The organism is Paenibacillus sp. J22R232 (genome assembly GCF_056269165.1).
On the sequence record NZ_JBWDNK010000002.1, the window covers coordinates 720,665 to 735,443 of the forward strand.

A 14,779-nucleotide genomic window follows, 5' to 3' on the forward strand; every position below is an offset into this window, starting at 1 on the left:
AAATCGATGGGTTCAAAGCTTCCCTCGCGTCTATACTAAGGATATTGAAGGCATTGACTTGGATAGATTCGGGGAGGAAGAAAGCAATGAGCGTTCTTAAAGCGCAAGGGTTAGGCAAAATATACAGCAGCAAAGGCAATGTAGCGTATAAAGCGCTTGAGGATATTGAGCTGCAGGTGGAAGCAGGGGAATTCGTAGGGGTAATGGGACCGTCAGGGAGCGGGAAGACGACGCTGCTTAACCTGCTGTCTACGATCGACCGTCCTACTTCAGGCGCGCTTGAGATTAACGGTATTAATCCAAGCAAATTGAGCGACCAGAAGCTTGCCTTGTTCCGCCGTCGCGAGCTTGGCTTCGTATTCCAGGATTTCAATCTCTTGGATACGCTGTCCATCAAAGAAAATATCATATTGCCGCTCGTGCTTGAGGGGATGGCACCTAAGCAAATCGAACAAAAGCTGGTACCGCTCGCCGAGCTGCTGCAAATCCAGCCGATTTTGGGCAAACGAACCTATGAGGTGTCGGGAGGCCAGAAGCAGCGGGCAGCGATCGCCCGTGCCATCATCCATCAGCCTTCTCTGGTGCTTGCGGATGAGCTTACGGGGAATTTGGATTCGAAGTCCGCCAAGGATGTCATGGATTCGCTTAAGGACATGAATGAGCGCTTTAAGGCTACGGTTCTTATGGTTACGCATGACCCATTCTCGGCGAGCTATTGCCAGCGGATCGTGTTTATTAAGGACGGCAAATTTTTCTCGGAAATTCGCCGCGGCTCGAACCGACAGGCCTTTTTCCAACAAATTTTAGATGCGCTCAGCGTGCTGGGAGGTAATTTCGATGACGTTCCGTTCGCTCGCGCTTAGCAATATCCGGGGGAACTGGCGGTCATACAGCGCATTTTTTCTGAGCAGCGTGTTTTCCGTAATGATCTTCTATATTTATGCGGCGTTTCTCTACCATCCAGGCGTTGAAAGCGGCCATATTATGGCGGCCTCGAAGATTCGTATGGGGATGGTATTCTGCGAATACATTATCGTTATCTTTTCATTCCTATTCGTGCTGTATTCGAATTCGGCTTTTCTGAAAACGAGGCAGCAGGAGTTCGGCTTGTTCTCCTTATTCGGCATGACGAAGGTTCAATTGCGCAAGCTCGTTATTTATGAGAATGCCGCCATTGCAATCATGGCGATCGCTGTTGGGATTGGCTTAGGCATGCTGTTCAGCAAGCTGTTTTTTATGGCCTTGACGGTACTCCTGAACGTAGAAGAATCAATACCGTTCGCAGCGCCATTAAAAGCCATCGGACTGACGGCAGGCGGTTTTTTCGTCCTGTTCATGGTTATCTCCATAGGGACGGCATTGCGTATCGGCCGTACCGAGATCGTAGATCTACTGAAAGCCGCACGAAAGCCGAAAGGTGAGCTCGTGTTTTCACGCTGGTTGGTTGCCGTCTCCGTTATTTGTCTTTTGGCGGCTTACGGAATGGCATTCATCATGAATAGCGAGACGTTTCTCGTATTGGCTTTGCCTATATTGATTACAGTCGTAATCGGAACGTATTTCCTGTTTACCCAGCTCAGCATTTTATTGCTACGGTTCATCCAGAAGCGCTCCGCTTTATACTATAAGCGTACCAATATGATCGTTTTCGCGCAGCTCGGCTATAAAATCAGGGACAATGCGCGGATATTGTTCATTGTCTCGATTCTGAGCGCTGTCATTATGACGGCGCTGGGAACGGTTTATATTTTGCAGGTGGGTTCGAAACAGAGCCTGCTTTACGGATCTCCTTATACCCTTGCGTACAGTGAAAAGGGGCTGGATACTCATGATGTGATTGACCCGGCTGAGCTGAAGCGGGTTGTAACCGAGGATGGATATACTATTACGCAGGAATCGAAAACAGCAGGCGTTCTCATTCATAAATATGAGATGCAGTGGGGCGATGATAAGCCTTGGCAGATGGATGGCAATGCTTTAGTCATTTCAGCGACGGACTACAACAGACTTGCTGCTTTCAACGACCAACCGAGTCTTGATCCTGAGAGCGGGAAGGTAACGCTTGTTACGCAGTTTATCGGAAAGGAGAAAAAGTCAGGCGTAGTGAGAGGAACCGTTAACGGCAATCAAAAGGAACTTCAGGTTGGCGGCGTGCTGGAAGCGAATGTCATGAACTGGCTTGACAGCAATTATTATACGTTCGTGATGGATGATTTTTCTTACATGGAGCTGCGCGCAAGCGTACCGGAAGACCAATTGTTTACGATGTACGGTTACGAGCTGCGCAATTGGGAGGACTCGTCCGAGACTGCAGCGAAGCTAAGCAAGCTGGTTCCCAAAGAGCTTAAAGGCCAGACGGATTTTATGCGAGCGGACCGATTGAAGGACATCAATGAGGCGGTATCCTTGACGCTGTTCATCGGTATGTTCATTAGCTTGCTGTTCTTTATCGCTTCCGGCAGCATGATCTATTTCAAGCTGTTTACAGAATTGCAGGAAGACCAAGCCCAGTTTAAAGCGTTGACTCGAATCGGGATGACGAGGGGCGAGATTCGCAGAATCGTCGTCACGCAGGTTGGTATCGTGTTTTTTGTTCCCGTGGTGGTAGGCATAGCCCATGCGTTGTTCGCCATGAAGGCGCTCGATAATATGATGCAATCGTCCAATTGGATATATTCCTTTATCGTAATTGGCATTTATATTGCGATGCAGACCGTCTATTTCCTCGTTGCATGCAGCAGCTACATGAAAAGCATGCTTCGCGGAGCAAGTGCATAACGATTATTTGTAAAGGGGCTATCCCATTGTCAGCAATTTGACGATGGAATAACCCCTTTGTAATTAAGGCTAAACAGAAAACTGCACATTTAAATATTCTTCCGATCGCCATTGCTCGGGGATTCCTTTGAATCAACGAGGAAAGGTTGGAATCCCCTCACAAAAACGACCGCTAACGCTTCTCCAGAATCATTTAAATGCTCCGTTTTAACGATGGAATATGCCTGTTGTTATTAAGGCTAAACGGCAACTGGACAGTTATTAAGGCTAAACAGAAAACTGCACAGTTATTAACGCTAAACAGAAAACTGCACATTTAAATATTCTTCCGATCGCCATTGCTCGGGGATTCCTTTGAATCAACGAGGAAAGGTCGGAATCCCCTCACAAAAACGACCGCTAACGCTTCTCCAAAATCATTTAAATGCTCCGTTTTAACGATGGAATATGCCAGTTGTTATTAAGGCTAAACGGCAAACTGGACAGTTATTAAGGCTAAACAGAAAACTGCACATTTAAATATTCTTCCGATCGCCATTGCTCGGGGATTCCTTTGAATCAACTAGGAAAGGTTGGAATCCCCTCACAAAAACGACCGCTGACGCTTCTCCAGAATCATTTAAATGCTCCGTTTTAACGATGGAATATGCCTGTTGTTATTAAGGCTAAACGGCAAACTGGACAGTTATTAAGGCTAAACAGAAAACTGCACACTTAAACATTCTTTCGATCGCCATTGCTCGGGGATTCCTTTGAATCAACGAGGAAAGGCTGGAATCCCCTCACAAAAACGACCGCTAACGCTTCTCCAGAATCATTTAAATACTCCGGTTACCATTATTTGTTGAAGAAAGGGGCAAGAGACCAATCAAAAAAGCGGTGCAGGGTTAGCCCTCTGCACCGCTTTTTCATGGAATTTCCTTCTTATTTTTGATTGTGCGAGCTGTTTCTTCAGCGAGCGAAGCCCTTTTGAGCCAGCCTCGTTATTCATAGCTGAGCCGTTCTTACCGGCAAGTGAATGTGGTAATCTGCCTCAAATCTATTCCCATATACATCCACGATCTTCCGAACCAGCGAAAGCCTGCTACGGAATTCCGGCCAACGAATACAGGGAAAAACCAAAAGCCTTGGCCATTCCTGAGCCAAACATAGGTATTGCGAAACAAGCATCCGGATATCGCGCCGGGATCAACAGCGAACAGCGAAGCGGAAGGCTGCTGGGGCGTAAACGAAGGGGGTGGGGAAGTCGGCATCATGCCGGGTTGTCCCTGCGGTCCCTGAGGTCCTTGCGATCCAGGTCCCTGAGGTCCTTGTGGTCCTTGAGGACCGAAAGGTCCGAACTGGCCAAACGGTCCAAGCGGACCCGGAGGGCCGGGAGGAGGCAAAAATGACATGCTTTATCACTCCTAATTAGTTGGGCTAGAGCATATTATGCAGCAGCAACGAACAAGGTTTGGGCGATTACAGCGGCTACCGCCATAATGGCTCGGCCTTCCCTTAATTCACGCAGACGAATTTCCTTTGTGCGTGATGAAGTTTCAGACGGGAGTATAAAACCGTTTATTATGACCACATTGGTTAGTATGAATTCGATGATTAAGCGAGGCGCAGCGTGACTAAAACAGAGCAAAGCATACCAAAAGAGGATGGGCCAGCGCAGAAAACGGTGCCGGCATCCATTGCGCTTACTTTAAAAGAGTTTGAGGGTTGCGCGGATATCATCTACAGAAGCCTGCCAGACATTGCGCTGGAAATGGTGTACTTTGACCATTTAACAGGCAGTGAAGAATTTACGCGTGACGTCGCCATTCCTTTTGGCTCAGCATCAGCACAAGAGGTCCCCGAGCTGCTCGAGAGGTCCCAGTATATGGAGATAACGGACTCGGATGCCCTTATCAAAGAAATATTAAATGGCTCCGTCGCGCTCTTCTTTCAAGAGAGATGTTATGCCATTCATGTCTATAAACCGGAATCCCGAACCATTCAAGAATCGGAAACGGAGGTTGTCATCACAGGCCCGCATGACTCCTTCGTGGAGACGGCTTCTTTAAATTTGTCGTTGATTAGGCGCCGCGTGAAAAGCTCGCGGTTGAAGGTCATCAAATGCGAGGTCGGAGAGGTAACGAAAACGGATGTCTTCGTCCTATATATGGACGGGCTCGCCAATATGGAATATGTGGAGGAATTCATTAAGCGGGTTGAGCTGATTGAAATGGACGCCATCCATGACGCAAATATGCTGGTTCAGTGCATCGACGATGACCCCAATTCGATTTTCCCACAATTTCCAACGACGGAGAGGACGGATGCCGCTGTCTCGAAGCTGGTTGCGGGCCGGATCGTCGCAATCGTCGATGGCAGTCCTTCTGTGATCTCGGCTCCTGCCTCCTTCTTTGAATTTTTCTCGTCGCCGGACGACTATTATCAAAGATGGGCGTTAGGTACGGCTACGAGAGTGCTAAGGTTTGCTGCATTTATCGTTACGATCACCTTTACGGCTTTGTACGTTTCCGTAACAACGTTTCATTATGAAATGGTTCCCGAGGATTTGTTGCTTACTTTGACGGAGTCCCGGAGCAGGGTGCCATTTCCGCCTATTTATGAAGCGCTGTTGCTTGAGGTTACAATCGAGCTGCTCAGAGAAGCAGGTGCAAGGCTGCCTACTAAAATCGGTCAAACGATCGGTATCGTTGGCGGTATCGTCATAGGCCAAGCAGCCGTGCAGGCGGGGTTGACCAGCAACATATTGATTATAGCGGTTGCCTCCTCGGCAATTGCCTCCTTTGTCATACCAAGCTACATGATGAGCGCATCCATACGGCTTGCCCGGTTTGGTCTCATTATTTTGGCAGGCTTATTAGGTAACTTCGGATTGATGCTGGGACTTGCCCTGATGGTCATCCATCTTTCGGGATTGACGAGCCTGAAAAGCTCTTACTTAACACCGATTGCCCCAAGCAATCTAAACGATTGGCGGGATACGTTTATCAGGGCACCGTTCTGGATGCTCAAAGACAGGCCAAGCCAGTCGAAATCACCTAACAAATCCCGAAATAAAATGAGGCAATAAAGGGAAGTGTCTATTCATTGACTGAGAAATTGCATCCTTTTCATATCATGATATTAATCTATATGAATCAAACAGGGGTAATCATCATGAGCCTTCCCCGTTTGCTTGCCGAGAACTTCGGGTACAACGGCTGGCTGGGCGTCATTCTCATCTCGCTGGTGGTGAACCTGAATATCTTCATCATCTCGATCGTCTATCGTCTAGGCAACGGACTTTCGATCTTTCAGATCATGGAAAGAACGCTTCCTCGTGCAATTACCTTTCCGATCTACGCCGTTCTCATCGGGATATGGTCTTTGACGGGCTGCATGGTGATCAAAAACTACGTGTACATTTACCAAATCATGTCCTATAACTCGACGCATGCGATGCTTCTGAAATTGCTGATTGATATTCTGGCTTATCTGCTCGTCATAAAGGGCATATACACGATATCAAAAGCAGCAACGAGTTTTTTTTGGATTACAACCTGGATGCTGTTTCTTCAGCTTTTTTTCTTTAAAGATTTTGAATGGGCGAGGCTGACTCCTTTTCTGTTTAAAGGAGAAACCGACTTTTTGACTGGCGGTTTTATGGTTTTTACGGCATTTCTGGGCTACGAGCTATGCTTTATGCTATTTCCTTATGCGGATAACCGTAAAAAATTCATCCCTTCCATAGTTAAGGGGAATTTGATCACAACGCTCACTTACCTTGTTTTTTGCTTCATTTGTTTTGGATTTTACAGCTTTGAACAGCTGAGGAACATGATGTACCCCATGCTTGATTTATTGTCATATATTCGCTTGCCCTTTATTGAAAGAGTAGAAAACTTATTGTTCGGATTCTTTTTGTTTACGACGATAGTATCCGTCGTGCTGTATTCATGGTCAGCTCAAGAAACGTTCGCTAGAATCGTTCCCAAAGCCAATAAGAAAGTATTGGCTTTTATCATTCTAGCGTTCGGATACGCCGTTGCCTGGTTTCCGGACACGCTCTCGGAAGTCGGGCAATGGCTGCAATATTTGGGCTATGCAGAGATCGGGGTTGCTTTTGGCTTGCCGCTTCTGCTGATTCTTATCCTCGCAATTCATAAAGGAGCGAAACCATCTTGAGGATATCGCCCAAAGCAGCAGCCCTTGTGTTTCTGCTCGTTATGGTCACAGGCTGCGGTGACCAGCGCATTCTGGAAAAGCAAGGCTTTATTCAATCGACGGGCTATGATTTAAATGATAAGAAGGATAAGGCAAAGGATGATCAGCTGATGATCACCATTGATATTCCGAAAGCGGACCCGGAGCAGCGGATGCAAAGGGAAACGTTGACCACAACGGCCCATACGAGCAAGGAAGCGAGAATATTGTTTGCGGGCCAAACCGAACTCTCATTGGTCAGCGGGCAGCTTAGAAGCACTTTGTACGGTTTGAGTTTGGCAAAGATGGGGATTTGGAAGAACATCGACACGTTAGTCCGAGACCCCTCGATCTCGCAAAGAGTGAAAATAGTCATCGTGAATGGGAGAGCGCATGATTTGCTCGTTAGAGACTATCCGCAGCATCCGAGAGCAGGCCAGTATATAGACAGGATGCTGGAGAAGGAAGCGGCATCAATGAACTTGCCATTGGTCACGATCTATGACTTTACAAGAGATTATTTCGATGACGGCATAGAACCGATTGCCCCCATTATTAAAGAGAGCAAAAAAAACATTTCGTTTGACGGTATCGCCCTATTCAAAAAGGATCGATACATAACGAAAATCGAGCCTGAGCATTTGCTTATCTTCTCCATGCTGAAAAAAAATTTCAAAAAAGGAGAAGTAAGCATGGAGCTTGGCGACGGGAGCAAGAAGCAAGAGCGGCTTCTTTTCAGCTCCGTTATTAGCGATCGGAAAGTCCATGTTAAGCGCAGTGCGAGTAATAAATTCAATATTCAAATCAACATGGTTATCAAAGGATCCGTATTGGAGTATTCGGGTAATCATGAAATCAGCAAAGACAATGATCGCAAGAAAATAGAAAAGTTAATGTCCGAATATATCGAAAAAGAAGCGGCAGCGATCATTGCAACGATGCAGAAGCACAATGTCGATAGCCTTGGAGTCGGGAAAAATGTCAGAAACAGCTTAAGCTACGAGGAATGGAACAAATTAGATTGGGACAAAGCGTATCCGAATGCGGATATCCGGATCTCAGCCAGAGTCGTCATTAAAGACTTTGGCAAATTCAAATAACAAGGGATCGCAGCCTTGATGTGCGATCCCTTGTTTGCATTTTAAACGGATGTCATTCGGTTGCCGTGAGACGTTCCGTACGCAGATCGCTGCTTCTTGCTCCAGGCGCGGTAGAGCAGGAATAGCTCATTTGGCCGCTAAGATCCAGAAGCGTGAGACGATGGCCGTGCTTGGCGCCGGTATCGATTCCTATTTTGCGCTGTCCTTGCCAGATGCTGCCCGGGATGGCTTTCAGCTTGAAGGTAGGCGTATGTCCGAAAATAATGATATAAGGCTTGCAGTCGTCATGCTCTGCCAGATCGTTATGAATGAACGCGTCGCGGATTTCGGTTAGATCCTGCCTGCTCTGCTTAAGCAAAGGAACGCCGGGCCGTATGCCCGCATGGACAAATAAATAAGGAGCTTCCAGATGATAGAAAGGAAGCTCTTGCAGCCAATGCTTGACGCTAGGCCCAAGCAGGCGAGCATTCGAATCCGAGGCTAGCAGCCGCAGCTCTTGGTTGCCGGCTAATGCGCGAGCACCACCCGCAACTAGCTGCCGGATTAGAGGTAGTGTGTTCCAAGTGGCTTTGTCGTCGGCATTGATATAATCGCCGAGCAAGATCAGCTTGTCTTGCGCAGGGTTGTAGGCTGCCTCCCGAAGCAAGAGCAGAAGCTCCTCGTGACAGCCGTGAATATCGGCAATGGCTAGAAGTCGATTGTCTGCGTTGGCTGGAGTAATCAATGGCATCGACTACCTTTCTACTTCAATAGGGTATATAAAAGCGGATTGCATGGGCAGTCTCACGCTTAGCTCCTCGCCTGGCTCAAGCGGGGTTGCGTGAACGAGATAAAGCTTCTGGCCGCAAGCCGTGTGTGCGACCGCACGCCACCTGTTGCCTTCAAACGTGCAATGGCTAACACGGAGAATAATGATGCTGCTATTAAGGACTGATGCGGCTGGAGCAGTTGATGTGGTTTCGGAGGCTGATTCAGCAGCTGCTGAATGCCGCTCGATAATGACGGCTTCCTCCGGTCGAAACATAACGATACCTTTCTCGTTATGGCCCAGTAGGGGCAAGTCGGGAGGCTGCAAGCCATAAATAAGGGAAGCTCCTATCTGCACAGCGCAGCCGGTCCCATCTTGTATAATTGAACCGCGAAGGCCGTTGATAGCGCCCAGCAACGAGGCTGCCCAGCGGCTTGCGGGCCTTGTAAAGCATTGCTGGGGCGTACCGATTTGGTCGATTTGCCCGTCCCGCAGAATGAGCAGCCGATCCGCCATCGCAAAGGCTTCCTCAGGATCATGCGTGACATGGAATACGCTCATGCCTAGCTGCCGGAACAAATAAGCCATTTCCGTACGCATTTCGACGCGCAGCCGCATGTCAAGGTTGGAGAGCGGCTCATCAAGAAGCATGAGGCGAGGCCTTGTCGCAATAGCCCTGGCGATGGCCACGCGCTGCTGCTGCCCGCCGGAAAGCTGGGGCGGGAGCCTGCGCTCCAGCCCTTCGAGGTGGAGCATGGCGAGCAGCTCCTCCACGCGCTGCTGAGTGTCGGTCTTGTTCAGCTTGCTTCTCTTTAGCCCGTAAGCAATGTTGTCGTAGACGTTCATATGCGGCCATAGCGCGTAATCCTGAAAAACCATGTTAACGCCGCGCTTCTCCGGCTGCATCATGACAGAGGTTGACGCGATTACATCTCCGGATAAAAGCAGCTGTCCGCCGTCGGGCTGCGATAAGCCTGCGACCAGCTGGAGAAGGGTGGATTTGCCGCAGCCTGAAGGACCTAGCACGCTTATGATTTCTCCTTCCTTCATATCGAAGGAAATGCCTTTGAGCGCCTGAAAGGAGCCGTAGCTTTTCGTCAATCCCTTTGCGGTTAGCAGCGTTGCAGAAGCAGCTTTATTCCCGTGGGCAGGCGATGGCGAGTATGTTTGTGCATCCATTGGCTTCTTGTGGGGTTGCTGAACTGCGGATGTCATAGCGTTGCCTCCTTGCGGCGGAGCAGCAGCTCAACCGCCAATATGATGAGTATGACAACGGCAGATCCAAGCACGGTTGCCGCTGATGCATAGCCGAAATTCAAATCCTCGAATGCTTTATTAATGGAAACGGGCAGTGTAAGGAAATTAGGCGGAAACAGGATCGAGTTGACCGCGAGATCAAACACGCTGGAGCCGAACGCGGCAAGGCCAGCGGACAGCAAGGCGCCGCGCACTAACGGAATGAGAATAAAGCGAATCCGGCTTATGAATGTATCGCCTTGCAGTTGAGCGGCGGTCAGCAAGCTATTCGGTACTTTGGCCATGGCGCCGACCATCAGCCTGGTGATGACGGGAATAGCGCCTGCGATAGCTGCTAGCACGAGAATCCAAGGGGTTCCATATAGAAGGAGACCTATCTTGTCCAGCCATTTCTGATTCCAAACGAATATATAGCCGATGCCAAGCACAACGCCTGGTACAGCAAGCGTGACAATCGAGAAAACCTCAATGGTGCGCTTGAATTTAAACTGCGAGTATGTGAGCACGTAAGCTGCGCATAGGCCAAGCAGCAAGCCAAGAAGGGCGGCGCTCCCCGCAATCATCAAGGAATGGGAGAGGCCCTTCAGCAGCACGCTCGAGCTGTGGAACAGCTCCCGGTAATGGTCCAAAGTCAGATTGTTGAACACAAAGCCGCCTGACTGTGTCTTGAAAACCGACATGAGCAAATTTGCGCCAAGCGGTATGCCGATAACGACTGCCAGAAACAACAGATTCAACCCGGTAAGCAGCATGCTGTATTTTCCGGCAGGCTTCGGCGTTGACCGTTCAGCCCGCGCCGACAGGAAATCGAAACGCGAGCGCCTCATCGCATAGAATTGAACGAACATGGCGATTCCGATAAGCAGAACGAGATAAAAGGAAAGAACGCCTGCCATATCAAAGCGGATTGGCGATGTGTAGATGGCCGAATAAATGGAATAGGGCAGCGTAGGGAAACGGTAGACAGCGGCAATCGATGCCGGCAATCCGAAATCGCCGATTGTATCCATGAACACGAGTGCGGCTCCTGCCCATACGGCTGGCAGAATGAGCGGCGCTTGAATCGTTCTCCATACAGTGAAAGCTGATGCCCCAGACAGCCTTGCCGCATGGGAGAGCTGATCGACCTTCCACTCCAATGCGGCGTATACGCTCAAATAAGCGAAAGGAAACTTGCTGAGCGTCATAATAAAAATGAGGCCGGCAGGCTGGAATACAGCGCCGGTGACCCAATCCCAGCCGAATGCGCTTACTGCAATCCCTCCTCCGGCAGCAAATAAAACCCAGCCCTGCGCCAAAATGAAAGAAGGCGTGATGATGAGGAGCCATACTGCGCCATCAAGCAGCTTGGCAGTTCTAAACGACCATTTGGCACGCACGGTAGCAAGCGCCATGCCTAGCATAGTCGCAAGCAGAGTCGTGCCTAGGCCGAGTACGATTGAATTCTCTAACGACTTCTGCCATAGCGGACGGCGGAAAATTTCAAGCAGCAGCGATAGGTTGCCAAGTTGCCAGTTGCCGAAGAAAACCCCGGGCAGCAGCACCTGAACGATGACGGCTGCCAAGGGATACAAGACAAGGATGAAGAGGAGGATACTGACGAACCAGCCCAATCGATCCTTCATGAGCGTATGCATGGCTTACTTCACGGACTGGTCGGCGAACCACTGCTTAATGGCTGCTTCGTTCTCGGATGCCCACGAAGCATCGGCTGCAACGAGCTTCGCATCGGCTGCGCGGTCGGCTTTTGCATTCACGCCGTTTACGGATGGCTGGAAGTAGCTTTCATCGCCTTGATCAATAAGCGCTTGCTGCGTTTTGGGATCAAGCAAAAACTCTATAAACGCTTTTGCTGCATTCGGATTCCCTGTATCCTTCTGAATCGCGGCAACCCGTACCGAAGCAGGAGCACCCTCGGCTGGCCAGATAATTTCGATTGGCTCATTTGCATTTTTCATCGCGTACGCATTGCTTTCCTGCAGGGCGGCAATAGAGATTTCGCCGGCTGCGAGCGCCTTGACTACGTTAGGGTTTTTAGGATAGACGCGCATGCCGTTGTCCATAAGCGTGCTGAAGAAGGCTTGGCCTCCGTCCATTGCTTTTTCCTTGAAAAACCAGGAAACGAATGGATATGCGGGTGCAGCGATCGCGGGATCGGCCATGCCGATCATATCCTTATACTTCTCGTTGGCGAAGTCCGCCCAGTTCTGGGGAGCATCCTCTGCCTTCACGATGTTTTTGTTGTATACGATCACGCCGGCTGCATGAGCGCCGGTTGGCACATACCATTGTTTCTCGGGCAAGAAGCCCTTTGCGAAGTCGGTCAAGTTCGCGACGTTGCTAGGCGCCCAATCTTCAAGCAGCTGTCCGCTTGCGCCAAGGCCGTGAATGGAAGGCATCGCATCAAGCCACAGCACATCCCAGTGCGGATTGCCTTTCTCAGCTTCTACGCGTGACATAATTTCTGCGCCGTTACCGACGACGACTTCCATCTTATAACCGGTTGCTTCCTCGAACATAGGAGCGATAATGCTGTCGAAATCATTCAAATAAACGGTTAGCGTTCCTTTATCCGCTGGCGGGGTTGTTGCTGTTGCTTCCGTTTCAGGCGACGGGGCGGTTGTTTGTACATTCTCCGCATTTCCTGCTGCGTCGTTAGCTGCGTTTCCCGTATTGCCGCATGCGGCAGTCAGCGCGGCCAAACCGGCAACCAATACCGTTCCCAACCAACGTTTCCCATTTGTTTTCATTATTTTTATTCCCTCCAATATCTGTTTTGCTTTCTATCTCACTCTAACAACCGTTTGTCAGATGATTGTTAACGCGATGTCTAGAAAATGTTAAATATATTCGATGCATATTGATATATATATAGATTTAATCTATATTAATTGAAAAATGCCGGAGAAGGTGCATACATGAATGTGCAGCAGCTGCATGTGTTTATGGAGGTCTGCTCAGGAAGAACGTTAGCTGATGCGGCAGACAAGCTCGGCTTGAAGCAGCCGACAGTCAGCTTCCATCTGAGAAAGCTCGAAGAGGAGCTTGGGGTAACCTTATTTCGCAAGCAGTCTAGAAGCTTGCAGCCGACGGAGGCTGCTGCGGATTTATTGCCGTACGCGAGAAAAATCGTGTTCCTAGTGGAAGAAGCAAAGCTAACGATGCAGGAACGAAGGGAGCAGGGGGAAGGCCGCCTGCGTCTAGGGGCGAGCTATACGCCTGCTACGTATGTGCTGCCGCCGCATCTCGCCGCTTATCGACAGCTATACCCAGGCGTCAACCAGCAGCTTACCGTGAAGCAGGCTGGATCGGTGCTGACCATGCTGCGCAGCTATGAGATCGACGTAGGCATCGTCTCCCTTAGCGATTCGCCGCAAGAGGGGCTTGTCGTGCAGCCGCTTGTTGCCGACGAGCTTAAGCTGCTGCTCGCTCCGCAGCATGCGCTAGCTAATCAACGTCAGGTCAGCTTAGACGAGATGAGGAAAGAAACGTTCCTGCTCCATGAGACGGGATCAACCTCAAGGACCTTGTCCGATGAGTGGGCAAACGCAGTTGGGCTGAAATGGGAGAGCGTCATGGAGCTCGGCGCGATCGAGACGATTAAGGAAACATTGAAGTGCAATATGGGAATCGGCATTTTGCCCCATCGCAGCGTGAGACGCGAGATTGAAGCGGGCGAGCTGGTTATGCGCGATTTGCCTCAATACGTGAATCGGAGGCATATTTGCCTCGCTTATCGGGAGGAAGAGCAGCTATCGCCGCATGTACGCTCTTTTATCGCATTTATGAGGCGTACTTTCGTATCCAATGGTAAGCTATAGCTAACGATGGCAGGGAGGCGACGATATGGGAAAGATGACGGGTAAAACGGCAGCTGTTACAGGAGCGAATTCAGGCATGGGTTTGGCGACAGTCGTGGAATTGGCCAAGCTGGGAGCGCATGTCGTCATGATCTGCAGAAGCAGGGAAAGGGGGGAGCAAGCACTAGAGCAAGCAAAGAAGCAGAGCGGAAGCTCCCAGATTGAGCTAATGCTTTGCGATTTGGGCTCCTTTGCAAGCATTAGGGCGTTTGCTGCCGCGTTCAAGCAGAAGCATGCTCGCTTGGATGTACTTGTTAACAATGCGGGAGTCGTGTCGCTGAAGCGGCAATTGACGGCAGACGGCCATGAATCGCAGCTTGGCGTGAATCACTTGGGGCATTTTTTGCTGACGCATGAGCTGCTGGAGCCGATCAAGCAGGCACCGCAAGGCCGCATCGTCAACTTATCCTCAGGTGCCCACAAAGCGGGGAAAATCCATTTTGACGATCCCACCTTGTCTAAAGGCTATAACGTCGTAAAGGGGTATGCGCAATCGAAGCTTGCCAATATCTTGTTTACTAAGGAGCTGGCGAGGCGCCTCGCCGATACGCACATTTCCGTTAATTGCGTGCATCCCGGCGCCGTGGCAACCAATATCGGCGTAGATAGAAATACAGGCTTCGGCAAGACGGTGCACCGGCTTCTCAAGCCGTTTTTCCGAACCCCGCTTGAAGGCGCGGCAACTGCCATTTATTTGGCAGCGAGCGACGAAGCCGCCGGTCTGACCGGACACTATTTGATCGACAACAAAATCGTCGCCACTTCAAGCAAAACAACAAATCCTGAGCTGGCTCTTCGGTTTTGGACATGGAGCGAGAAGCAGGTCGGGCTTACATAATGCAGGGGAAAGAGGC

12 protein-coding genes are annotated in these 14,779 nt (G+C 49.8%); 7 read left to right on the top strand and 5 right to left on the bottom strand.

Annotated features, from left to right (window positions below; translation table 11 throughout):
- Nucleotides 1-86 precede the first annotated feature (86 nt).
- Nucleotides 87-863, top strand: coding sequence for an ABC transporter ATP-binding protein (locus AC0YN3_RS09560; protein WP_475774848.1), 777 nt, complete (start codon nt 87-89; stop codon nt 861-863).
- Nucleotides 838-2,778 (top strand): FtsX-like permease family protein, encoded by a 1,941-nt coding sequence (locus AC0YN3_RS09565; RefSeq protein ID WP_475774849.1) that lies wholly within the window; start codon nt 838-840, stop codon nt 2,776-2,778. The genes AC0YN3_RS09560 and AC0YN3_RS09565 overlap by 26 nt, the downstream gene beginning before the upstream one ends.
- 1,004 nt (nt 2,779-3,782) lie before the next feature.
- On the opposite strand, the gene AC0YN3_RS09570 is transcribed toward AC0YN3_RS09565, so the two are convergent.
- Entirely contained in the window at nt 3,783-4,172 is a 390-nt protein-coding gene (locus tag AC0YN3_RS09570) for a collagen-like protein (RefSeq protein WP_441944300.1), read from the bottom strand.
- A gap of 218 nt (nt 4,173-4,390) precedes the next feature.
- Between AC0YN3_RS09570 and AC0YN3_RS09575 the strand changes: the two genes are divergently transcribed.
- From AC0YN3_RS09575 to AC0YN3_RS09585, 3 genes are read left to right on the top strand one after another with little or no spacing between them, the layout of a single operon-like run.
- Entirely contained in the window at nt 4,391-5,848 is a 1,458-nt protein-coding gene (locus tag AC0YN3_RS09575) for a spore germination protein (protein ID WP_475774850.1), read from the top strand.
- A gap of 29 nt (nt 5,849-5,877) precedes the next feature.
- A complete protein-coding gene (locus tag AC0YN3_RS09580) occupies nt 5,878-6,942 on the top strand; it encodes a GerAB/ArcD/ProY family transporter (RefSeq protein ID WP_475775116.1) in 1,065 nt (354 codons plus the stop codon).
- Entirely contained in the window at nt 6,939-8,060 is a 1,122-nt protein-coding gene (locus AC0YN3_RS09585) for a Ger(x)C family spore germination protein (protein WP_475774851.1), read from the top strand. The genes AC0YN3_RS09580 and AC0YN3_RS09585 overlap by 4 nt, the downstream gene beginning before the upstream one ends.
- A gap of 52 nt (nt 8,061-8,112) precedes the next feature.
- Here AC0YN3_RS09585 and AC0YN3_RS09590 read toward each other — a convergent pair whose 3' ends face one another.
- From AC0YN3_RS09590 to AC0YN3_RS09605, 4 genes are read right to left on the bottom strand one after another with little or no spacing between them, the layout of a single operon-like run.
- Nucleotides 8,113-8,790: a metallophosphoesterase gene (locus tag AC0YN3_RS09590; RefSeq protein WP_475774852.1), complete on the bottom strand. Its 678-nt coding sequence runs from the start codon at nt 8,788-8,790 to the stop codon at nt 8,113-8,115.
- Between the two features lie 3 nt (nt 8,791-8,793).
- The gene (locus AC0YN3_RS09595) at nt 8,794-10,023 is read right to left on the bottom strand and encodes an ABC transporter ATP-binding protein (RefSeq protein WP_475774853.1); all 1,230 of its coding nucleotides are present in this window, start codon (nt 10,021-10,023) and stop codon (nt 8,794-8,796) included.
- On the bottom strand, nt 10,020-11,702 hold the full coding sequence (locus tag AC0YN3_RS09600) for an ABC transporter permease (protein ID WP_475774854.1): 1,683 nt from the start codon (nt 11,700-11,702) through the stop codon (nt 10,020-10,022). Before AC0YN3_RS09600 ends, AC0YN3_RS09595 begins: the two co-directional genes overlap by 4 nt.
- A gap of 3 nt (nt 11,703-11,705) precedes the next feature.
- A complete protein-coding gene (locus tag AC0YN3_RS09605) occupies nt 11,706-12,815 on the bottom strand; it encodes an extracellular solute-binding protein (RefSeq protein WP_475774855.1) in 1,110 nt (369 codons plus the stop codon).
- A 168-nt stretch (nt 12,816-12,983) separates the two neighbouring features.
- Between AC0YN3_RS09605 and AC0YN3_RS09610 the strand changes: the two genes are divergently transcribed.
- Both AC0YN3_RS09610 and AC0YN3_RS09615 read left to right on the top strand, forming a co-directional pair.
- Nucleotides 12,984-13,886 (top strand): LysR family transcriptional regulator, encoded by a 903-nt coding sequence (locus AC0YN3_RS09610; protein WP_475774856.1) that lies wholly within the window; start codon nt 12,984-12,986, stop codon nt 13,884-13,886.
- 34 nt (nt 13,887-13,920) lie between these two features.
- Entirely contained in the window at nt 13,921-14,763 is an 843-nt protein-coding gene (locus tag AC0YN3_RS09615; protein WP_475775117.1) for an SDR family oxidoreductase, read from the top strand.
- Nucleotides 14,764-14,779: the final 16 nt, after the last annotated feature.